Origin of the sequence: Flavonifractor plautii ATCC 29863, from assembly GCF_000239295.1 — a bacterium.
GTDB lineage: Bacteria > Bacillota > Clostridia > Oscillospirales > Oscillospiraceae > Flavonifractor > Flavonifractor plautii.
Genome location: NZ_JH417639.1, coordinates 38,180 through 58,883 on the forward strand (window position 1 = coordinate 38,180; position 20,704 = coordinate 58,883).

General features: G+C 64.1%; 24 protein-coding genes. 15 read left to right on the forward strand and 9 right to left on the reverse strand.

Annotated elements, in window-relative coordinates:
• Nucleotides 1-85: 85 nt before the first annotated feature.
• From HMPREF0372_RS01265 to gltX, 4 genes are all read right to left on the reverse strand, one after another.
• On the reverse strand, nucleotides 86-1,267 hold the full coding sequence (locus tag HMPREF0372_RS01265; RefSeq protein ID WP_007488261.1) for an iron-containing alcohol dehydrogenase: 1,182 nt from the start codon (nucleotides 1,265-1,267) through the stop codon (nucleotides 86-88).
• Nucleotides 1,268-1,398: 131 nt separating this feature from the next.
• Nucleotides 1,399-2,757 (reverse strand): PepSY1/2 domain-containing protein, encoded by a 1,359-nt coding sequence (locus HMPREF0372_RS01270; RefSeq protein WP_007488262.1) that lies wholly within the window; start codon nucleotides 2,755-2,757, stop codon nucleotides 1,399-1,401.
• Between the two features lie 66 nt (nucleotides 2,758-2,823).
• Nucleotides 2,824-3,387: a CD3072 family TudS-related putative desulfidase gene (locus HMPREF0372_RS01275; RefSeq protein ID WP_007488263.1), complete on the reverse strand. Its 564-nt coding sequence runs from the start codon at nucleotides 3,385-3,387 to the stop codon at nucleotides 2,824-2,826.
• Nucleotides 3,388-3,399: 12 nt separating this feature from the next.
• Nucleotides 3,400-4,884: a glutamate--tRNA ligase gene (gene gltX / locus HMPREF0372_RS01280; RefSeq protein ID WP_050810467.1), complete on the reverse strand. Its 1,485-nt coding sequence runs from the start codon at nucleotides 4,882-4,884 to the stop codon at nucleotides 3,400-3,402.
• Between the two features lie 147 nt (nucleotides 4,885-5,031).
• Here gltX and trpS point away from each other — a divergent pair, with 147 nt between their 5' ends.
• From trpS to HMPREF0372_RS01300, 4 genes are read left to right on the forward strand one after another with little or no spacing between them, the layout of a single operon-like run.
• Nucleotides 5,032-6,033 (forward strand): tryptophan--tRNA ligase, encoded by a 1,002-nt coding sequence (gene trpS, locus HMPREF0372_RS01285; RefSeq protein WP_007488265.1) that lies wholly within the window; start codon nucleotides 5,032-5,034, stop codon nucleotides 6,031-6,033.
• Nucleotides 6,034-6,052: 19 nt separating this feature from the next.
• Nucleotides 6,053-7,147 carry an MraY family glycosyltransferase gene (locus tag HMPREF0372_RS01290; protein WP_007488266.1) on the forward strand — a complete coding sequence of 365 codons (1,095 nt, stop codon included), beginning with the start codon at nucleotides 6,053-6,055 and terminating at the stop codon, nucleotides 7,145-7,147.
• The gene (gene wecB / locus HMPREF0372_RS01295) at nucleotides 7,144-8,292 is read left to right on the forward strand and encodes a non-hydrolyzing UDP-N-acetylglucosamine 2-epimerase (protein WP_007488268.1); all 1,149 of its coding nucleotides are present in this window, start codon (nucleotides 7,144-7,146) and stop codon (nucleotides 8,290-8,292) included. The genes HMPREF0372_RS01290 and wecB overlap by 4 nt, the downstream gene beginning before the upstream one ends.
• Before the next feature lie 30 nt (nucleotides 8,293-8,322).
• Nucleotides 8,323-9,093: an immunoglobulin domain-containing family protein gene (locus tag HMPREF0372_RS01300; protein WP_007488270.1), complete on the forward strand. Its 771-nt coding sequence runs from the start codon at nucleotides 8,323-8,325 to the stop codon at nucleotides 9,091-9,093.
• A 29-nt stretch (nucleotides 9,094-9,122) separates the two neighbouring features.
• Here HMPREF0372_RS01300 and HMPREF0372_RS01305 read toward each other — a convergent pair whose 3' ends face one another.
• Genes HMPREF0372_RS01305 through HMPREF0372_RS01315 form a run of 3 tightly spaced genes read right to left on the reverse strand, consistent with a single transcriptional unit; the run spans nucleotide 9,123 to nucleotide 10,185 of the window.
• Complete coding sequence (locus HMPREF0372_RS01305; protein WP_007488272.1) at nucleotides 9,123-9,416, reverse strand: hypothetical protein; 294 nt, start codon at nucleotides 9,414-9,416, stop codon at nucleotides 9,123-9,125.
• The gene (locus HMPREF0372_RS01310; RefSeq protein WP_007488273.1) at nucleotides 9,409-9,879 is read right to left on the reverse strand and encodes a hypothetical protein; all 471 of its coding nucleotides are present in this window, start codon (nucleotides 9,877-9,879) and stop codon (nucleotides 9,409-9,411) included. Before HMPREF0372_RS01310 ends, HMPREF0372_RS01305 begins: the two co-directional genes overlap by 8 nt.
• Before the next feature lie 27 nt (nucleotides 9,880-9,906).
• Nucleotides 9,907-10,185 carry a hypothetical protein gene (locus tag HMPREF0372_RS01315; protein WP_007488275.1) on the reverse strand — a complete coding sequence of 93 codons (279 nt, stop codon included), beginning with the start codon at nucleotides 10,183-10,185 and terminating at the stop codon, nucleotides 9,907-9,909.
• Nucleotides 10,186-10,259: 74 nt separating this feature from the next.
• Here HMPREF0372_RS01315 and HMPREF0372_RS01320 point away from each other — a divergent pair, with 74 nt between their 5' ends.
• From HMPREF0372_RS01320 to HMPREF0372_RS01330, 3 genes are read left to right on the forward strand one after another with little or no spacing between them, the layout of a single operon-like run.
• Nucleotides 10,260-10,727, forward strand: a complete 468-nt coding sequence (locus HMPREF0372_RS01320; RefSeq protein WP_110503314.1) for a metallophosphoesterase family protein — start codon at nucleotides 10,260-10,262, stop codon at nucleotides 10,725-10,727.
• Nucleotides 10,728-10,744: 17 nt separating this feature from the next.
• Nucleotides 10,745-11,518, forward strand: coding sequence for a type III pantothenate kinase (locus tag HMPREF0372_RS01325; protein WP_007488278.1), 774 nt, complete (start codon nucleotides 10,745-10,747; stop codon nucleotides 11,516-11,518).
• Between the two features lie 21 nt (nucleotides 11,519-11,539).
• A complete protein-coding gene (locus HMPREF0372_RS01330) occupies nucleotides 11,540-12,901 on the forward strand; it encodes an MATE family efflux transporter (RefSeq protein ID WP_007488279.1) in 1,362 nt (453 codons plus the stop codon).
• Nucleotides 12,902-12,962: 61 nt separating this feature from the next.
• On the opposite strand, the gene nth is transcribed toward HMPREF0372_RS01330, so the two are convergent.
• On the reverse strand, nucleotides 12,963-13,601 hold the full coding sequence (gene nth, locus HMPREF0372_RS01335; protein ID WP_007488280.1) for an endonuclease III: 639 nt from the start codon (nucleotides 13,599-13,601) through the stop codon (nucleotides 12,963-12,965).
• Between the two features lie 151 nt (nucleotides 13,602-13,752).
• Here nth and HMPREF0372_RS01340 point away from each other — a divergent pair, with 151 nt between their 5' ends.
• From HMPREF0372_RS01340 to HMPREF0372_RS01355, 4 genes are all read left to right on the forward strand, one after another.
• Entirely contained in the window at nucleotides 13,753-14,979 is a 1,227-nt protein-coding gene (locus tag HMPREF0372_RS01340) for a serine hydroxymethyltransferase (RefSeq protein ID WP_155116944.1), read from the forward strand.
• 146 nt (nucleotides 14,980-15,125) lie between these two features.
• Nucleotides 15,126-15,482 (forward strand): DUF3796 domain-containing protein, encoded by a 357-nt coding sequence (locus tag HMPREF0372_RS01345; RefSeq protein WP_007488283.1) that lies wholly within the window; start codon nucleotides 15,126-15,128, stop codon nucleotides 15,480-15,482.
• On the forward strand, nucleotides 15,479-15,682 hold the full coding sequence (locus HMPREF0372_RS01350; protein WP_009256741.1) for a helix-turn-helix transcriptional regulator: 204 nt from the start codon (nucleotides 15,479-15,481) through the stop codon (nucleotides 15,680-15,682). Before HMPREF0372_RS01345 ends, HMPREF0372_RS01350 begins: the two co-directional genes overlap by 4 nt.
• Before the next feature lie 70 nt (nucleotides 15,683-15,752).
• Nucleotides 15,753-17,024, forward strand: coding sequence for a replication-associated recombination protein A (locus HMPREF0372_RS01355; RefSeq protein WP_007488285.1), 1,272 nt, complete (start codon nucleotides 15,753-15,755; stop codon nucleotides 17,022-17,024).
• Between the two features lie 33 nt (nucleotides 17,025-17,057).
• Here HMPREF0372_RS01355 and HMPREF0372_RS01360 read toward each other — a convergent pair whose 3' ends face one another.
• On the reverse strand, nucleotides 17,058-17,999 hold the full coding sequence (locus HMPREF0372_RS01360; RefSeq protein ID WP_039996453.1) for a S1 RNA-binding domain-containing protein: 942 nt from the start codon (nucleotides 17,997-17,999) through the stop codon (nucleotides 17,058-17,060).
• 111 nt (nucleotides 18,000-18,110) lie between these two features.
• On the opposite strand from HMPREF0372_RS01360, the gene HMPREF0372_RS01365 reads away from it, so the two are divergent.
• From HMPREF0372_RS01365 to HMPREF0372_RS01380, 4 genes are all read left to right on the forward strand, one after another.
• Nucleotides 18,111-18,305 (forward strand): DUF951 domain-containing protein, encoded by a 195-nt coding sequence (locus HMPREF0372_RS01365; RefSeq protein ID WP_007488287.1) that lies wholly within the window; start codon nucleotides 18,111-18,113, stop codon nucleotides 18,303-18,305.
• Nucleotides 18,302-19,174 (forward strand): B12-binding domain-containing radical SAM protein, encoded by an 873-nt coding sequence (locus tag HMPREF0372_RS01370; RefSeq protein WP_007488288.1) that lies wholly within the window; start codon nucleotides 18,302-18,304, stop codon nucleotides 19,172-19,174. The genes HMPREF0372_RS01365 and HMPREF0372_RS01370 overlap by 4 nt, the downstream gene beginning before the upstream one ends.
• 21 nt (nucleotides 19,175-19,195) lie before the next feature.
• On the forward strand, nucleotides 19,196-19,537 hold the full coding sequence (locus tag HMPREF0372_RS01375) for a hypothetical protein (protein WP_007488289.1): 342 nt from the start codon (nucleotides 19,196-19,198) through the stop codon (nucleotides 19,535-19,537).
• Nucleotides 19,538-19,829: 292 nt separating this feature from the next.
• Entirely contained in the window at nucleotides 19,830-20,687 is an 858-nt protein-coding gene (locus HMPREF0372_RS01380; RefSeq protein ID WP_009256746.1) for a sigma-E processing peptidase SpoIIGA, read from the forward strand.
• Nucleotides 20,688-20,704 lie beyond the last annotated feature (17 nt).

Here is a 20,704-nt window from a genome sequence, read left to right on the forward strand (position 1 = left end):
GCAGATAAGCCGGATGGGCGCGGTCAAACGACCGCGCCCATCCGGCTTATGATGTAGAAATGGAGGAAGGAAGTAGAAATCAGAATCAGAAGTCGACCTCAGTGCCGTAGTAGATGCAGGTAAACAGCTTGGCCATGGTGGCGGGATCGATGGGGCGGGGGTTGGAGCCGGTGCAGGCGTCGCCCACCGCGTTGGCGGCGATGGCATCCAGCTTCTCCTTGAACTCGTCTTCAATAATGCCGAAGTCCTTCAGGGTGTTGGGGATGCCCATGGCATCGTTCATGGAGCGGATCTTGGCGCGCAGGCCCTCCACCAGCTCGGCGGTGGTGTCGCCCACGACGCCCATGGTGCGGGCGATGTCGGCATAGCGCTCGGCCACGCCGTCGGCCTTGGCGTTGTAGGCGATGACGTAGGGCAGGTACATGGCGTTGGCCAGGCCGTGGGTGATGTGGCCGGTGGAGAAGGCCGCGCCGGTCTTGTGGGCCATGGAGTGGACGATGCCCAGCAGGGCGTTGGAGAAGGCCATGCCGGCCAGGCACTGGCCGTAGTGCATCTCCTCGCGGCAGCCCATGTCGCCGTTAAAGGAGCGGAGCAGATCCTTCTCCACGATGTGGATGGCCTTGAGGGCCAGGGGATCGGTGAACACGGTGTGGAGGGTGGACACATAGGCCTCGATGGCGTGGGTCAGAGCGTCCATGCCGGTGTGGGCCACCAGCTTGGGGGGCATGGTCTCGGCCAGGGCCGGGTCGATGATGGCCACGTCGGGGGTGATATTGAAGTCGGCCAGGGGGTACTTGATGCCCTTCTGGTAGTCGGTGATGACGGAGAAGGCGGTGACCTCGGTGGCGGTGCCGGAGGTGGAGGGGATGGCGCAGAACCTGGCCTTCTGGCGCAGCTCCGGGAAGCTGAAGGGGGTGATCAGATCCTCAAAGGTGGTCTCCGGGTACTCGTAGAAGGCCCACATGGCCTTGGCCGCGTCGATGGGAGAGCCACCGCCCATGGAGATGATCCAATCGGGTTCAAACTCCCGCATGACTGCCGCGCCGCTCATCACGGTTTCCACAGAGGGATCGGGCTCTACGTTCTCGATCAGGCGGGTCTCAATGCCGGCCTCCTTCAGATATCCCAGGGCCTTGTCCACAAAGCCGAACTTCTTCATGGAGCCGCCGCCCAGCACCAGCACCACACGGGAGCCCTTCAGATTCTTCAGATTTTCCAGCGCATTGGCGCCATAATAGATGTCTCTGGGAAGCGTAAAACGGGACATAACAGGTACCTCCGTGTATACGTGAATTTTAAATCGTTAAAAGTTTAACGATTTACCGGAACCTATTATGGCACATTGTTAATTCCCTGTCAATTGGTTTTGCAGAAACTGTACGTTCCAAACTTCGCGTTTCAGATTACCAGCGTCCCATTCTCGTCCTCCTGGAGCAGCAGAATGCGCTCCTGGCGGCCATCGGCGGCATCCACGTAGACCAGCACGTGGCCGCCGGAGGCGTTCTGACACTTGAATTCGTGGCACAGCACCTCGTACTCGCCGCCGGTGGGGATCAGGGCGAGCTGGTGGGCCAGAACGGTGAGGGAGCCGTCCACCTGGGCGGCCGCCTCCGCCTCGGAGACGGCGGGGGCGGGGAGGGTACGGTCCCCGTGGTTCATGAGGTAGCCCTCCGACTCAAAGCTCACCACATCCCCGGTGTCCAGCGCCACACCCACCTTGGCCAGATCGGGGTAGCAGTACACGCCGTCCTGGCGGGAGGCAAAGTGGACGGTGAGTATGCCGTCCTGCCGGATGGAGTAGCTGGGGTCCATATCCTGGTAGCCCCGCTCGGACAGAAACTCCGCAGCCCTCTGCCGCCCCTCCTGGGCGGAGAGGGACGCCTCGCCCACCGGCCGGGAGGAGAGTACCTGGAGCACCTGGCCGCCCTGCCGGGTGACCTCTACATAGAGCTCGCCGCCATTCACCAGGGCGGAGAAGCCCCAGGTGGGGAGCTGTCCCTCGCCCTGGGCGCTGAGGGTGAAGATGTCCTCCCGCAGCCCCAGAAAGGCTGCCGCGGCCCTGCGGGCCTCCGCCTCGGAGACCTGGGGCAGCCCCTCCAGCATCTTGGGCGTGCGGCCCGACAGGTGGTCGGAAAAGGGGCCGTCGTAGATCAGGGCGGGCACCTCGGGGAAGTCGGCCTCCACCGTCTGGAAGGCCGAGCCGGCGGGGAGTTCACCCGACTCCGTGGCGTTGGACAGCCGTGCCTGAACGGTCTCCACGTCCTCCGGTCGGATGGTGCCCGCGTCCAGCTCCGCCAGCAGGCTCTGGAGGGCGCCAGACAGGGTGGAGGCGGCCCCCGCCAGGCCGCGCAGGGTCTCCCGGTGCGCCTCAGTGCACGCCGTCTCGCCGTAGGCGTCCCGGGCCAGGGCCATGGCGTAGTCACCGGTTTTGGCCAGGAAGGCGGCGGTCTGCTCCAGCTCTACGTTGCCGTAGGGCAGCTCGCCCAGAGCCGACTGAGCGGCCAGCGCCTTGCTGTAGGCCTGGGCGCACAGTGCGGAGAACAGCTCGGGACTGGTGGCGTAGGTCACCTTTCGGAGGGCGACATCCAGCTCGCCCGCCGCCGTGGCCAGCTCGGTGAAGGCGTGCTGATAGGTGTTGTCCAGCATGCGCCGGTACTGTGCCGCCCGGGCGTGGCCCTGTACTGCAAACCCGGCGGTCACCGCGAAGGCCCCCGCCAGAAAGCTGGCGGCCAGCACCTGTTTTCTCCGTTTCTCCATGACAAAACGCCCCCTTTTACGGCTAGGTTGCGTAAAAGGGGGCGTTTTATGTGCGGTAAATATAAGCTAAAGAAGGGGGCGAAGCCGCGCAAAAAGGTTGAGCAGATCATCGGAGGCCTTCACGCCCAGAAGAGGAATTTCCAAGCCGGCCGCCCGAATCCGATCTTCCAGTGCGCCGAGGAAAAGGCCACGGCCGGGCATCTCTTGATTGCGGTCGGACGTGGTCTCCACCCCGCAGTTGGGGGAGCGGTTTGCGCCCAGAAACGCAATGATGCGAAACCCGTATCTGTGGTACTCCAGCACCTGATGCATGACAGATTCAACTAGGTCCTCCAGCATCCGGCTGGGGGCGGGCGCCTGCATGGCGGCACGAATACGGGTGTTTTCTTCTGTGACCGGGGACTGCGCGCCCTGCCTGTTTCCACGGTCCAGCCCAAGGCAGCAGAGCTCCGGGCAGGGAAGCTGAACGATTCCCACCTGATGTTCCAGAAAGAACTGCACCAGCTCCCGGAAAGCAGCCGGATATACGGCGGTTCCGTCGGAGATGGCGTTTTGGTTCAGCAGGCAGTGGGCCAGAAACACCACTTTTCTACTGCGGCCGTCGGCAAACATCTGCATGATTCTCACCATTTACGGCTGGGTTCAGCCGCCCAGCTTGTCCAGCCCAAGACGGAGGCGGCGCAGGCACTCGTCCTTCCCCAGAATGTGGCAGATCTCCACCGCGCCGCCGGGGGTGACCGCCTTGCCCGCCGCGGCAATGCGCACCGGCCACATGAGGGTGGCGTTTTTGACCTCCAGAGACTCGGCCAGGCCGATCAGAGCGTCATGAATCCCGTCCACGGTCCAGTCGGCCAGCCCATCCAGGGCGGGAAGGACGGCCTCCAGCATCCGCCGGGACACCTCCGGATTGGTCTTGGACTTCTTGTTGGTGAACAGCTCCGCGTCGTAGTCGGGCAGGGCGTCAAAAAAGTCCAGCTTCTCTGGGATGTCGGTGAGGCGCTCGCACCGGGCCTGGAGCAGCCCGGCGATCTCCTCCGTGGAGAGGGCGGGATTCTGCACCGCCTGGCGGATGTAGGGCAGGGCGGCCGCATGGAAGGCCTCGGGGCTCATCTCCCGCAGGTAGTGGGCGTTGAAGTAGGTCAGCTTTTCGATGTCGAAGATGGCGGGGGACTTGGAGATGCCGCCGATGTCGAAAATCTCCGCCAGCTCGGCCAGGGTAAAGAACTCCCGCTCGGCGTACTCGCCTCTGGGAGACCAGCCCAGCAGGGTGACGTAGTTGACCACCGCCTCGGACAGATAGCCCATGGCGATGAGATCCTCGTAGGAGGGGTCGCCCTTGCGCTTGCTCATCTTGTTGTGGGCGTCCCGCATGACGGGGGAGCAGTGGATATAGGTGGGCACGTCCCAGCCGAAGCCCTGGTACAGCAGATTGTACTTGGGGGCGGAGGACAGGTACTCGGAACCCCGCACCACGTGGGTGATGCCCATCAGGTGATCGTCGATGACGTTGGCAAAGTTGTAGGTGGGCAGGCCGTCCCGCTTGATGAGCACCTGGTCGTCCAGGGTGGAGTTCTCTACGGTAATGTCCCCGAATACGGCGTCGGAGAAGACGGTGGAGCCCTCGGCGGGGATCTTCTGGCGGATGACGTAGGGGGCGCCGGCGGCCACCTTGGCCCTGGCATCCTCCAGGCTCATGTCCCGGCAGGGGTCGGCCGCCCGGTCAAAGTTGCCGGAGTCCTCCTCGGACTCGGTCTTTTCGCAGAAGCAGTAATAAGCGTGGCCCTTCTCCACCAGCAGCTCGGCGTACTTGCCGTACAGCGCCCGGCGCTCGGTCTGGATGTAGGGGCCCACCGGGCCGCCGATGTCGGGGCCCTCATCCCAGGTCAGGCCGCACTTGCGCAGGGTGGCGTAGATGACCTCGGTGGCGCCCTCCACCAGGCGGCCCTGGTCGGTATCCTCAATGCGGAGGATGAACTTGCCGCCGCTGTGGCGGGCGATGAGCCAGGTGTAGAGGGCGGTGCGGAGGTTGCCCACGTGCATGTAGCCCGTGGGGGAGGGGGCGAAGCGGGTGCGGACGCCGTCCTTGGGGATGCGGGCTTCCATCTCCTCAAACCAGTTCAGATCCATTGAAAAGACTCCTTTTTTAAACTTCATCACATTATTCTATATTTTTCGCCTAAGGATTGTCAAGGCCATTTGGATATGATATGATAAACCAATATGGGGCATTGTACCCAATGAGCCAAAAATCACTCGTAAGAGGTGTGTTTTAGAATGGAAAACCAGAAAAAAGTCATGCTCTCCGGCATCCAGCCCAGCGGCGAGCTCCACCTGGGCAACTACCTGGGAGCCATCAAGAACTGGGGCGCCCGGGCGGACGAGTTCGACTGCTTCTACTTTATGGCCGATATGCATACCATCACCGTGCGCCAGACCCCGGCGGAGCTCCGCCGCCGCACTCTGGAGCAGGTGGCTCAGTACATCGCCTGCGGTCTGGACCCGGAGCGCAACACAATTTTTGTCCAGTCCCACGTGCACCAGCACGCGGAGCTGGCCTGGGTGCTGGAGTGCTACACCATGTTCGGCGAGCTGTCCCGCATGACCCAGTTCAAGGACAAATCCGCCAAGCACGCCGACAACATCAACGCCGGCCTGTTTACCTACCCCTGCCTGATGGCGGCGGACATCCTGCTCTACCAGCCGGACTTTGTGCCGGTGGGGGAGGATCAGAAGCAGCACGTGGAGCTGACCCGCAACGTGGCCCAGCGCTTCAACCACGTGTACGGCGACGTGCTCAAGGTGCCCGAGCCCTACATCCCCAAGATGGGCGCGCGGGTGATGAGCCTGAACCAGCCGGACACCAAGATGAGCAAATCCATACCCGAGGGCTGCGTGTTCCTGATGGATAAGCCGGAGGACATCCTGCGCAAGTTCAAGCGGGCCATCACCGACAGCGACACTGAGCGCTGCGTCCGCTTCGACCGGGAGAACAAGCCGGGCGTGTCCAACCTGATGAGCATTTATTCCGCCGTCACCGGCAAGAGCTTCGAGGCCATTGAGGCGGAGTTCGACGGCAAGGGCTATGGCGCGTTCAAGCCCGTGGTGGGCGAGGCCGTGGTGGAGATGCTCCGGCCCATCCAGGAGGAGACCCGCCGCCTGCTCTCCGACAAGGCCTATCTGGAGGGGGTCTACCGCGCCGGCGCGGAGAAGGCGTCCTACGTGGCGGAAAAGACTCTTCGCAAGGTCTACAAAAAGGTGGGCTTCCTGGCCCGGTAAAGATAAGGAGCAAATTCCCATGCCAAGAAATCTGGATCTTCCCCTCATCGGCATCGTGGCCGCCGCCCTGGTGGTGGCCCTGGTGGTGGCCCTGGTGGCCACTCCGGTGGTAAAAAACCTGGCCATTCGGGTCAAGGCGGTGGATGTACCCAAGGACGGCCGCCGCATGCACGACCACCCCATCCCCCGCATGGGCGGACTGGCCATCTTCCTGGGCTTCCTGCTCAGCGTCCTGCTCTTTCTGGACTTGAACGCCCAAATGCGGGGGATGCTGCTGGGGGCGGTCATCATCGTCGTGCTGGGCATCTTTGATGATATCTACTCGCTGCGGGCCATGTTCAAGTTTGTGGTGCAGATCATCGCCGCCCTGGTGGCGGTGCTCTCGGGCAACGTGATCGAGACGCTGTCCAACCCCAACGTGTTTTCCGCGGATCCCTACTGGAATCTGGGGATTCTGGCGGTGCCCGCCACGGTCATCTGGATCGTGGCCATCACCAACGCCGTCAACCTGATTGATGGCCTGGACGGCCTGGCCTGCGGCGTATCCACCATCAGCTCCATGACCCTGCTGGTGATCGCCCTGGTGGTCAGCGAGGGCAACGTGGCCATTCTCATGGCCGCCCTGGCGGGCGGGTGTATCGGCTTTCTGCCCTACAACATGAATCCCGCCAAGATCTTCATGGGGGACACGGGCTCCACCTTCCTGGGCTATATTCTGGCGGTGGTGTCCATTCAGGGCCTGTTCAAGTTCTATACCATTATCTCCTTTGCGGTGCCCTTCCTCATGCTGGGCCTGCCCATCTTCGACACCTGCTTTGCCTTCATCCGCCGCATTGCCCACGGACAGAGCCCCATGCACGCCGACCGCAGCCACGTGCACCACCGGCTTATCGACATGGGCTTCAACCAGAAGCAGGCGGTGGCGGTGCTGTATGTCATCAGCGCCATCCTGGGCCTGTCCGCCGTAGTGCTCACCACCAGCGGGCCGGTGAAGGCCATGCTGCTCCTGCTGGCCCTGTGCTTCGCGGGGGCGATCTCCGCCCGGATTTTCCTGGGCGCCAACGGAAAGAAAAACGACGGTGAGAAGCCGGACGAGAAGGGGGAAGAGAAATGAGGCAGGTGCGCGTCATGACCATCTTCGGCACCCGGCCGGAGGCCATCAAGATGGCTCCCCTGGTGGCGGAGCTCCAGCGCCGTCCGGGCCTGGAGCCGGTCTGCTGTGTGACGGCCCAGCATCGGGAGATGCTCGATTCCGTGCTGGAGATCTTCCAGCTCCGGCCCGATTACGATCTGAACATCATGGAGCCCCGCCAGACCCTCTCCACCATCACCTCCAAGTGCCTGCTGGGCATGGAGGGGGTGCTGGAGCAGGCCAGACCCGACCTGGTGCTGGTCCACGGGGACACCTCCACCACCTTCGCCGGGGCGCTGGCCGCCTTTTACCACCAGATCAGGGTGGGCCATGTGGAGGCGGGGCTGCGCACGGGTGACAAGTATTCTCCCTTTCCGGAGGAGATGAACCGGAAGCTGGTGGGCGATATCGCCGACCTGCATTTCTGCCCCACCCGGGCGAACCGGGCAAACCTGGAGCGGGAGGGGATCACCGACGGGGTGTTTGTCACGGGCAATACCGTGATCGACGCCCTCAAGACCACGGTTGTGAAGGATTATCACTTCACAACGGATCTCCTCAACCATTTGGACTACACCGGCCGAAAGATCATCCTCGTGACCTGCCACCGGCGGGAGAACTACGGCCAGCCCATGGCTAACATCATGACGGCTCTGCGCCGGGTGGCGGACGCCTTCCCGGAGGTGGAGCTGGTCTACCCGGTTCACCTGTCCCCGGTGGTGCGGGAGGCGGCGGGGAAGTACCTCGGCGGCCACGACCGTATCCACCTCATTGATCCGCTCTCCGCCGACGAGATGCACAACCTGATGGCCCGGGCCTATCTGGTCATGACCGACTCGGGCGGACTGCAGGAGGAGGCCCCCGCCCTGGGGCGGCCGGTGCTTGTCCTGCGGCGGGAGACCGAGCGGCCCGAGGCGGTGGAGGCGGGGACCGTGAAGATCGCGGGGACGGAGGAGAACGTCATCTTCTCCATGGCCTCCGAGCTGCTCACCGCTCCGGCGGCCTACACCGCCATGGCCCACGCCGTCAATCCCTACGGCGACGGCTTCGCCTGCCGCCGGATCGCCGACGCCATTGAGTGGAAATTCGGCCTGCGGGCCGAACAGCCGGAGGAATTCCGGGCATAACGCGGTCCGGGCGGAGAGGAGGGAACAGGCGTGGAGCGCAGAAAGCGGAATCTGCTGGTGGTACTCATCGGCATCGTCATCGTGGTGGCCATGGTGTCCAGCTTTGGACTGGGCCTCTTTGCGCCGGACACGGCGAAGATCGTGCTGCCCACGCCGGAGGTCTCCCAGCAGCCGGGGGGAGAGCCCGGCGAGCAGAGCGGTCTGGTGCTGGTGGACGTGACGCCGGAGACGGTGCAGAGCGTCATCCGGGATACCCTCTCCCGCCCGGACCGCTACACTCGCGCGGTCACGATCGAGGACTTCTGGGGCGAGGGAGAGAGCGGAACCACCCATGCGGACGTGTGGGTGGACGGCGGCTGGACCCAGACGGAGGCAGCCCTGCCAAGCGGGACGGTACGTTACTCCATCGTGGGCGGCGGGCAGTTCTGGCTGTGGTATGGAGGCGACCGCACGGCCCTTTCCGGTCCGGCGGACGGGCACTCGGCGGATCTGGAGGGCCAGCGCATCCCCACCTATGAGGACGTGCTGGAGCTGGAGCAGGATGCCATTGCCGCCGCCGGATATGAGGAGAAGGGCGGCCTGGCCTGCATTTATGTGGAGACAGGCGAGGACGCGCTGGGCTATGTGGAGAAGTACTGGGTCTCCGTGGACAGCGGCCTGTTGGTGTGCGCCGAGCAGTGGAAAGGGGAGGAGCTGACCTACCGGATGACCTCCTATGCGGTGTCGACGGACCGTACCCTCTTCGGACTCACGGAGTTTGCGTTGCCGGACGGCACAGTGCTGCATACGGTAGAGGAATAACGGGCGGCCGGCAGGGGGCCGGCCGCCCGTTATTCCAGCCCCAGCAGCAGGAGCAGCCCCAGGGTGATGACCAGTTCCATGTCGTCCCCCTCCAGAAAGAGGAACAGGAAGATGAGCAGGAGCAGGACATCGCCGGTGTCGAGGCCGTCCAGCTTGAGGCCCCGAAGCAGCTTGCCCAGTCCTGAGGCGGGCTTGGCGGATTCCGGCGCCTCGGCGTCCGGCTCCGGCGGGGGCGCGTCGGGAGGGACGGTCTGGGTGGGAGGGGCATCCTCCTCCACGACCCGGGTGTAGGAGGCGCCATTGGGTATGTAGCGGTTATACATCGTCCTTCCCCTCCTCTCGGCGGCTCTGGAAGAGCTGGAAGGCCACCCGGATGACCCGGGCCAGCTTGGCGATCTGAACGGCCTTGTCAACCTTTGCATACCGCTCCGGCTTGACAAAAGGCTTGAGAGCATTGAGCAGGGCCACCTTGCGGTCGTCAGTGGCGGAGTACTCGGAAAAGAGGCGCAGACCGGCCTGGAGAAGCTGGGGATCCAGCTCGGACAGGGCGGAAAGCGGGTTGCTGTCTCCGCCGCCGCCCAGCATGCCCAGCAGGGCGGACCAGTCGGTGGCGTCGGACTGCCCGGCCGCCTCTCCCGCGGGCCCGGCCTCCGCCGGTTCTGCGGCGGGGGGTGGAGCAGATTCTCCCGCGTGCTCCCCAGTCAGCGCCTGCGCGAGGGAAGCGATCTGGCCCATGGCCTGGGGATCGCTGAGGATCGCGTTGAGTTTCTCCTCGAATTCGGCCATGTCTCCCGCCCCCTCCCGCCGAAATGCCTACTTCTTCTCCTTGGGCACCGCCTGACTGATGTTTTGTACCAGCCGGGCCCCCTCGCTGCTCTGCATGACCTGCCGCACCATGCCCAGCAGGGCGCCGGTGTCCCCCTTGGCGGCGGCGGTCTTGAGGCCGTCCCCCGCGTTCTGACTGAGCAGCTCCATCAGGCGCTGGGTGTCCGGGGACTGCATCAGGCTCTGGAGCAGGGCCTTGTTCTTCAGCAGGCCGGCGGCCTTGGGATCCTTCATGAGTTCGTCCAGATTGGACTGGGGATTTGCCATACCATCAGCTCCATCTCAATTATTTATAAGACCGATCACTCCATTCTATGAGTGACTTTTCAGAAGGTGATACCTTGAAGCTGGTACTTTTTTCCGACTCCCACGGCAACGTGGCCAACATGGCCGACGTGGTGCGCCTGGAGCACCCGGACCGCGTCCTCCATATGGGGGATCTGGCCCGGGATGCGGAGGAGCTGGCCCGTCAGTTTCCCGATATTCCTGTGACCTATGTGCCGGGCAACTGTGACGGCCGCCGGCCGGATCTGCCGGACGAGCGGTGCTTTACCCTGGAGGGGTGTAAAATCCTGATGACCCACGGCCACACCTACCACGTGAAGATGGGGCCCGGGGCGGCCATCCGCGCGGCCCGAGAGGCGGGGGCGGGACTTCTGTGCTTCGGCCACACGCACGAGGCCCTCTGCGAGTTCCAGAACGGCCTGTGGATCGTCAACCCCGGCGCCGCCGGGAGCCTGGTTCAGCCCACCTACGCCGTGGCTGTCCTGGAGGAGGGCGGCGCGGTGTGCTATCTGTCGCATATCTGAGAAGGGAGAGGAGCAGTATGCTGCTGGTCATTGATGTAGGCAATACCAATATGGAGTTCGGCGTCTACCGGGGAGAGGAGCTGGTGGGGAGCTTCCGTCTGATGACGGACGCCAACCGTACCTCCGACGAGCTGGGGCTCTGGCTGTGCCAGTACTTCCAGCGCTTCGGCCTGGAGCTGGGGCAGGTGGAGGATGTGGTGATCGGCTCGGTGGCCCCCCAGGTGATGCATACCCTGAGCCGGGCGGTGCAGAAGTATGTGGGCAAGACCCCGCTGGTGCTGGACGAGGTGCTGGACCCCGGCCTGCCCTACGTGGAGTGCGACAGCGACGAGCGCCTGGGCCCCGACCGGGCGGCGGCGGACATCGCGGCCATCGCCAAATACGGCGCGCCGCTGGTGGTGCTGGACTTCGGAACGGCCACCACCCTGGACGCGGTGAGCCGGGAGGGGGTGTACCTGGGCGGCTGCATCACCGCCGGGGTGCAGGTGTCCATCGACGGCCTGTTCCAGAAGACCGCCCTGCTGCCCCGGGTGGAGCTGGTGAAGCCGGACACAGTGCTGAGCACCACCGCCGTGGGGCAGATCCAGGCTGGGGCGGTGCTGGGCTACATCGGGGCCATCGAGTACCTCATCCGCCACGCCAAGGAGGAGATCGGCCAGCCGGACACCAAGGTGGTGGCCACGGGCGGCCTGTCCCGGCTGGTGGCGGACAACACAGAGCTGATCGACGTGGTGGATCCCCAACTGGTGCTGGACGGCCTGCGCATCATCTATGAGCGGGCGAGGAGATAAAACGGATGGGGAGGAGAGGCAATGAGTGAGATCAAGCGGAACGGGCACGGAGCCATGGACATGACTCAGGGGTCGCCGACCCGGCTGATCGTCTTGTTCTCCCTGCCCCTGCTGGCGGGAAATGTGCTCCAGCAGCTCTACAACATGGTGGATTCGGTGGTGGTGGGCAACTATGTGGGCTCCTCCGCCCTCACCGCCGTGGGCGCGGGCTTCTCTATCATGTTCCTGATATCCTCCCTCTTCCTCGGATTCTCCATGGGCGCGACCATCATGATCGCCCAGTATGTGGGCGCCGGGGACCAAGGGGCGGTGGGGCGCACGGTGGACACCATCTACAGCGCCCTGCTGGTGATCATTGTGCCCCTGACCCTGCTGGGCGTGCTGGCCAGCGGGCCGCTGCTCACCCTGATCCGGGTGCCGCAGGAGGCCTATGAGCAGGCGCGGACCTACTGCATGGTGGTGCTGGGCGGCATCATCGGTACTCTGGGCTACAACATGAACAGCGGCATCATGCGCGGCCTGGGGGATAGCCGGACGCCCCTGATCTTCCTGTTCATCGCCTGTGTCATCAATATTGTGCTGGATCTGGTGTTTGTGCTGGTGTTCTCCTGGGGCGTGTTCGGCGTGGCCCTGGCCACCATTCTGGCCCAGATCTGCTCCTGGGTGTTCGGCATCTTCTACATCAACCGAAAGTACCCCTTCCTCCATATCCGCCTGTTCCGGATGCGGCTGGACCGGCGCCTGCTGGGGCAGGTGATCCGTCTGGGCATACCCTCCGCGATACAGGAGTGCCAGTTCGCGGTGGGCATACTCATCATGCAGGCGCTGATCAACGGCTTCGGCAACGATTTTGCGGCCGGCTTCACCGCCGCCAACAAGATCGACACCTTCGCCTTCATGCCCATCGAGTCCTTTTCCATCGCCGCCACCACCTATGTGGGACAGAACATGGGGGCGGGGAGGCTGGACCGGGTACAGACCGGGACCCGCCGGGCCCTGGTGCTGGGCACTCTGGTATGCCTGGCCATGTCGGCGGTGGTGCTGCCCCTGCGGCGGCCCCTGCTGATGCTCTTCAACCGGGAGCCCGGCGTGGTGGCCGCCGGGGAGGCATACCTGCTCCGGGCCCTCTCCCTGATGTTCATTCTGGCCATGATGTTTATCATGAACGGCGTCCTCCGCGGCGCAGGCGCCACGACAGTGCCCATGGTAGCCTCCATCATCTCCCTCTGGGCGGCCCGCATCCCTGTGGCCTATGCGCTGGCCTATTTCTTCGGCCCGGAGGAGATCTATTGGGCCTATCCCATCGGCTGGGCCCTGGGCCTGCTGATCTGCGTGGTGTCCTATTGCCGTGGAAGGTGGAAGGACAAGTGCATTGTGAGCTAGGCGCCGCAGGAATAGCACAGAGGCCCCGCCGGTCTGTCCGGCGGGGCCTCTCCTGCTGGAGTCAGGACTTTGTGTAGAAATCGCACCAGGGGCGCAGGGTACAGTTGGGGCAGTCGGGCTTGCGGGCCATACACACCGCCCGGCCGTGGAGCACCATCCGGTGGCAGAAGTCGTTGGACTCCTCCGGCGGCAGGGTGGGCCGGAGCTGCTCCTCCACCTTGGCCGGGTCCTTGGTGCCGTCGGTGAGGCCCAGTCGGCCGGTAATGCGTATGCAGTGGGTGTCCGCCACCACTACGCCGGGGGTGTGGTACACGTCGCCCAAAATCAGGTTGGCGGTCTTGCGGCCCACACCGGGCAGCTTGAGCAGCTCCTCCATGGTGTCGGGCACCCGGCCGCCGTACTGCTCCACCAGCATGCGGGAGGCGGCTACAATGTCCCGGGCCTTGGCCCGGAAGAAGCCGGTGGAATGGATATAGGTTTCCACCTCGGCGGGGTCGGCCTGGGCCAGAGACTCCAGGGTGGGAAAGCGGGCAAAGAGGGCGGGAGTGACCATGTTGACCCGCTCATCGGTACATTGGGCGGCCAGACGCACGGAAAAGAGCAGCTCGTAGGGCTTGGGGTACTGGAGCGAACAGAGCCCTTCGGGGTATAGCTTCTTCAGCTCCTCTACGATAGCCAGGACGTCCTCATGGTTTTTCATCGAATCACCTCTTAGACAATATAGCATAGAATCCGCCAAAAAACGAGAGCCTTTTTTCAAATAGGGCGATTGTAATTTAAAGTGGGATTCTGTATAATAAACGGTACAGTCAAATTTGAGAAAGGTGGAGTCGGATTTGGTCAAGGATATCATGGAGTTTCTTGCCGGACAAGACCCCGAGGTAGGGGCGGCGGTTCAGGCAGAGTACGACCGCCAGCGGCGCAACATCGAGCTGATCGCGTCGGAGAACTTTGTCAGCCCGGCGGTGCTGTCCGCGGCGGCCACAGTGCTCACCAACAAGTACGCGGAGGGCTATCCCGGCAAACGCTATTACGGCGGCTGCCAGTGCGTGGACGTGGTGGAGGATATCGCACGCAAACGGGCCTGCCAGCTCTTTGGGGCCGACCACGCCAATGTGCAGCCCCACTGCGGCGCCAACGCCAACTATGCGGTGTACGCCGCCCTGTGTGAGCACGGCGACACGGTGCTCGGCATGGATCTGGCCAACGGAGGCCACCTGACCCACGGCTCACCGGTCAACTTCTCGGGAAAAAACTATAATATCGTGGCTTATGGCGTCAACGACCAGGGCTACATCGACTACGACCAGGTGCGCGATCTGGCCAAAAAGCACAGGCCCCGCATGCTCCTGGCCGGCGCCTCCGCCTATCCCCGCACCATCGACTTCAAGACCTTTGCCGATATCGCCCACGAGGTGGGGGCCTATCTGTTTGTGGATATGGCCCATATCGCCGGCCTGGTGGCTGTGGGGCTCCACCCCTCCCCGGTGCCCTATGCCGACGTAGTGACCACAACTACCCACAAGACCCTCCGCGGCCCCCGGGGCGGCATGATCCTCTGCAAGGAGGCGCTGGCCAAGAAAATCGACTCCGCCATTTTCCCGGGCAGCCAGGGCGGCCCCTTGGAGCACATCATCGCCGCCAAGGCCGTGGCCCTGGGGGAGGCGATGAAGCCGGAGTTCAAAGCCTACCAGGAGCAGATTCTCAAAAACGCCGCCGCCCTGGCGAAGGCCCTCATGGCCGAGGGCTTCGATCTGGTCAGCGGCGGCACCGACAACCACCTGATGCTGGTGGATCTCCGCCCTGCCCGCCTCACCGGCAAGGAGATGGAGAGGCGGCTGGACGAGGTGAACATCACCGTCAACAAGAACGCCATCCCCAACGATCCGGAGAAGCCCTTCGTCACCAGTGGTATCCGGGTGGGTACGCCCGCCGCCACCACCCGCGGCTTCAAGGAAGCGGACATGGAGGTCATCGCTTCCATCATGTGGCGTACCGCCACCGATTTTGAGGGCAAGCAGGACGAGCTGCGGGACCAGGTGGCCCAGCTTACCGGCAAATATCCCCTGTACGAATAAACAAAACGGAGTACGCATGAGCAGAGACGGCGGCCTGTCGAAAAATGGCTTCGGCAGGCCGCCGTTTTTCTCTTGACAAACGCCTTTGATGTGGTATATTTATAATATAAAGAGCGAAATACACCACATAAAAGGAGTGTATCTGAATGGCTGACAAACGATGGTATGGGCTGATTGGCCTGCTGTCCCTGTTGGGGTTCGTAGGGGTGTTCACCGGGGAGAAATACTTCCTGGGCTTTTTTGCCTTTGCGGTGGACTTTCAGTACTTTTTTGCCAAGGCTGACGAGATGCAGGAGGGCCAGATTCTCCGCTCGGCCGCACGGGGCTTTTTCGTGGGCATGGGAGTGACGGCGGCGGGGACGCTGCTGCTCCTGGCCCTTGGCGGAGGGACGACGGAGGCGCTGTACCTCAGCAGCGGGCTGGGCTGGGGAGTGGGAGTGATGGTATATGCCCTCTCCAGCTTCCTGTGCGGCTGCCGGGAATGGTGGAACGCGCGGGCATGATTACCAATCGCATCAAGGAGTACCGGGCCCGCTTCGACCTGAAGCAGGAGGAGCTGGCCAGGCGGGTGGGAGTACGCCGGGAGACCATCGGCAACCTGGAGAAGGGGCGCTATAATCCCTCGCTGGTGCTGGCCTGGAACATTGCCAAGGTATTCGGCGTACCGATTGAGGAGATCTTTACCGTGGAGGGGGATGAATAGTATCCGCCGCTCTTTACGGGGGCTCGAACATGTGTTAGAATAGGGGCGACCAAACGAGGAGGGATGCCCAATGTCATACCGGCCCCTGGCCGACGAGATCCGCCCCCAGAGCCTGGACGAGGTGGTGGGCCAGCGCCACATTTTGGGGGAGAACGGCCTGCTGCGCCGCATCATTGAGGGGGGACACATCCCCAATCTGGTCTTTTATGGCCCCTCCGGTACCGGCAAAACCACGGTGGCCAACATCATCGCCAGGCGCACCAACCGGCCCCTCCACCGGCTCAACGCCACCACGGCCTCCATCTCGGACATCAAGGACATCATCAAGGACATCGGCACCATGCTGGCCCCCGATGGGGTGCTGCTCTATCTGGACGAGATTCAGTACTTCAACAAGAAGCAGCAGCAGTCTTTGCTGGAGTTTATGGAGAACGGCAAGATCACCCTGATCGCCTCCACCACGGAGAACCCCTATTTTTACGTGTATAATGCGGTGCTCAGCCGGTCTACCGTGTTTGAATTCAAGCCCATCGAGGCCGTCGACGTGCTGCCCGCCATCGACCGGGGCATCCGGCTCATGGGGGAGCGCCTAGGTGCGGAGGTGGACTGCGAGGATGGCGTGCGGGAGCACATTGCCACCGCCTGCGGGGGCGATGTGCGCAAGTCCATGAACGCGGTGGAGCTGCTGCTCAGCTCCGCCCGGCGGGAGGGGGAGCGGCTGGTGGTCACCCTGGCCGATGCCCAGACGGTGGCGCAGCGCTCCGCCATGCGGTACGACCGGGAGGGAGACGATCACTACGACATCGCCTCTGCCCTCATGAAGTCCATGCGGGGCTCCGACCCCGACGCGGCCCTCCACTATCTGGCCCGCCTGCTGGAGGCGGGGGACATGACCACCGCCATCCGGCGGATTCTCTGCTCCGCCAGCGAGGACGTGGGCATGGCCTACCCCCAGGCGGCCCTGATCGTCAAGGCCTGCGTGGACAACGCTCTCCAGCTCGGGCTGCCGGAGGCCCGCCTCCCTCTGGCCCAGGCGGTGGTACTGCTGGCCACCGCCCCCAAGTCCAACTCGGTCTACGAGGCCATCGCCGCCGCTCAGGCCGATGTGCGGGCGGGCAAGACCGGCGACTACCCCCGCCACCTCCAGAACGTCCACGCCGACTCGGCGGGGATGGAGCGGGAGCAGGGCTACCTCTACCCCCACGACTTTCCGCGCCACTGGGTGCGCCAGCAGTATCTGCCCGACCTGCTGGCGGATAGGTGTTACTACCACTACGGCGACAACAAGAATGAGCAGGCCGCCAGGCGGTACTGGGACGAGATCAAAGGCCCCGAGGCATAAAACAGGAGCGCGGCATAGCCGCGCTCCTGTTTTTCAGGCGAATATGGTCTCCGCGCCCACCTTGACACAGCCCTCGGGGGCGTATTTCCACTTTTCAATTTGTCCCTGGGTGAGAAAATACTCCAGCGGCGCGGGGACGTTCAGCGGGGGCAGGGTGTCGATGGCCAGCAGCTTGATCTTCATCCGCTCAGGCAGGATAGCCTTGATGTAGACGGACACACGGTCCCCCTCCCGCAGGCCGTTTTTCCGCTCCGCCAGGCCGGACAGATTCGGGGTGAGCTCCACAAAGGCCCCATACTCCTTGAGCCCGCGGACGATACCGGGCACCGTCATGCCCGCCTGAAAGCGGGCGGCGTTCTCCGCCCAGGTGCCCAGCAGCTCCCGGTGGGTCAGGTACACCCGCCCCAGCTTGGGGTCCAGCTCCTGTACCACGGCGAAGATGGCCTGCCCCACCCGGAACCGCTGGTCGGGGTGGGGGATGCGGGAGACGGAGATGTTTTCAATCCCGATCAGGGAGGGAACGCCGCAGCCGATGTCCACAAAGGCCCCGAAGGACTCCAGGTGGGTGACCACAGCCGGGAGGATACAGCCGGGATGCAGCCCGGCAAGCATGGCGTCCAGGGCGGCCTGCTGGGCCCGGCGGCGGGAGAGGCGGGGCCGGAGGACGCCCTCAGATTCCTCCAGAGCTGTGATCTGAAAACAGACCGGCTTGCCCACCCGGGAGAGAATGGCGATCTCCCGGGTGGTGCCCTCTGCAATGCCCAGCGCGGCCTCCTCCCGGGGGAGAAAGCCGGTAAACGGCCCTACGGACACCAGCAGGTTGTGGGCCCCGTCGCAGAGCTGGGCAACCCCCTCCAGCACCGTCTCCTCCTCCATGGCCCGGCGGAGGCCGTCGCGGGAGGCGCAGGCGGCCTCGTTTTCCGGTGTATGTAACAGACGCCCCTCGGGCAGGAAGCGGCTCCTCAATGTGACCAAATCCTTTCGTTTCCACAGTCATTTTTTTCCGATAGACTACTATATGCACTTGCCGGTCCTGAATTGACAGGGTATAATAGGCGTTACGAAGGAAACGGGAGGGACGCGGATATGGACATCCATGTGGGCGATGTGCTGGAATTGAAGAAGGAGCACCCCTGCGGCAGCCGGCGGTGGCTGGTGCTGCGGGTGGGAATGGACTTCAAGCTGCGCTGCGAGGGCTGCGGCCACGAGCTGATGCTCCCCCGGAGCAAGGCAGAGAAGAGCATCAAGCGGGTGCTGCGGACGGAGGAGCCCCAGGCATGAGGTACGAGGGGACGGTTTACCGCCCGCCGGGAGAGTGGAAGAGCTATCTGCTCCAGGTGACGGTGGGGTGCTCCCACAACGCCTGCACCTTCTGCGGCATGTATAAGGACAAACGCTACCGGGTGCGCCCGCTGGAGGAGATTTTTGAGGATATTGCCCTGGCCAGGGCGGCCTATGGAGACGTGAAGCGGGTGTTCCTCTGCGACGGGGACGCGGTGGCCATGGACACAGAGGAGCTGCTGGCCGTCCTGGACCGGCTGTACGAGACCTTCCCCTCCCTCGAGCGGGTCAACGCCTATGCCGGCCCGGGCAGCACCCTGCGCAAGACGGAGGAAGAGCTGGCGGCCCTCCGCCGGGCGGGGCTGGTGCGTCTCTACCTGGGGGTGGAGAGCGGCAGCGACGCGGTGCTGCGGGCGGTGCGCAAGGGGGTGGACGCCGCGGGTATGCTGGAGGCCGGACGGCGCATAACGGCGGCAGGCTTTGACCTGTGGGCCATGGTGCTGATCGGCCTGGCCGGGCAGGGAGAGGCATCCCGAGCCCACGCCCTGGACACGGCGGCCCTGATCAACGCCATGAGACCCCGTCACTTCTCCGCCCTGACTTACCTCCCCGAGCGGGGAACGGTGCTGGGTGACGCGGCCGCGCGGGGGGAGTTCCGGCTGCTCACCGCCCGGCAGGCCCTGGAGGAGACCCGGCTGCTGCTGGAACGCCTGGAGGTGGAGCCCCTTCATTTCACCAGCGACCACGCCTCCAACTATCTGCCCTTGAAGGGCGGACTGCCCGAGGACAAGGCCCGGCTTTTGTCTCTACTGGACGGGGCGCTGTCCGGCGGGCAGGCCGTCCGGCCGGAGCTGTGGCGGGGGCTGTGACACAAAGAGAGGAGTATTGAGATGGACGGACAACACCTGCATATTCTGTGGACCAACGCCGATCCGGTGGTCTTTGACAAGATGGTTCTGATGTACGCGGTGAACAGCCTGGTACGGGGCTGGTGGGAGAAGGTGACGGTGATCCTCTGGGGGGAGACCGCCCGTCTGGCGGCCGCAGATCCTGCGGTGAGGGAGCGCATTGTCCTGGCCATGGAGCAGGGGGTGAAATTCTCGGCCTGTATTACCTGCGCCAAGGAGCTTGGGGTGGAGCAGGCGCTGCGGGACATGGGCCTGGAGGTCATCTCCTGGGGCCCGCCGCTGACCGAGCTGCTCAAGACCCGGGCGCCCCTGCTGACCGTGTGACGGAAACGAAAAAGAAGCTGACGCGCATAGCGCGTCAGCCAGACGGTCAATAAGCCCTCCTGCGAAAGGATTCGGAGGGAGGGATAGTGTGAAAGGGAACCGTCAGAGTTCCCTTTCGCGTTGGATCAAACAACTTTTTGAAGCTTTTCTAAAGCTTCAAAAAGTTCGACAGGCTGGCTGACGCGCGCAGCGCGTCAGCTTCTTTTTTTGCCCGTCCCGGATTTGACCTTTTTTGTGGACGTGGCCCTCTATAATGGGAAACGACAGGCCAGAGGACAGGGGGGGACGCGGGGTGACGGTGATCTATCTGGATGAGCTGTTCCTGCTCAACTTTGTGGTGGACTATCTCCTGCTGCTGGCCGCCGGACGCCTGTCCGGCGAGATACTCCGCCGGGGCTGGCTGGCTCTGGGGGCGGCCATCGGGGCGGCCTACGCCGCCGCCGCCGTCCTGCCGGGCATGGGCTTTCTCCTCCATCCCCTCTGCAAGCTGGGGGCGGCGGTGCTGGCCCTGCTGGCGGGCTACGGCAAAAGCCGCCGCCTCCTGCGGGTGAGTCTGGTATTCTTTGCCGTGTCCGCGGCCTTCGGCGGCGGCGTGTTCGCCCTCCAGCTCCTGGGCGGGCGGGGGCTCACTCTGCAAAACGGCATCTTTTATTCCGCCATGGATCTGCGCCTTATCCTCCTGTCGGCGGCGGGGTGCTATGTGCTCATCACCCTGCTGTTCCAACGCACCGCCCGGCACAGCGGCCTGCGCCGGGAGCTGGTGCCTGCGGTGCTCACCCTGGAGGGGCGGCGGGTGGCCCTTACCGCCCTGGTGGATACGGGCAACACCCTCACAGACCCCGCCACCGGACGTCCGGTGATGGTGGCGGAGGGGGAGAAGGTGGGGGCTCTCTTTCCCGACGGGCAGGCGCCGGCTCCCGAGGAGCTGCGCCGCCCGGTGGAGGCCCTGGAGCGGCTGGGCCGCCAGGGCTGGCAGGGGCGGTGCCGCCTGCTGCCCTACCAGGCGGTGGGGGTGGAGTGCGGCATGCTGCTGGCCCTGCGCCTGGACGGGGCGCGGGTGGGGACGGAGGACTACGGCAAGCTGCTGCTGGCCCTGTCCCCCACCCGCCTCACCGACGGGGGCGGCTATCACGCGCTGATTGGTACATAAACAGACGATGTGGGAGG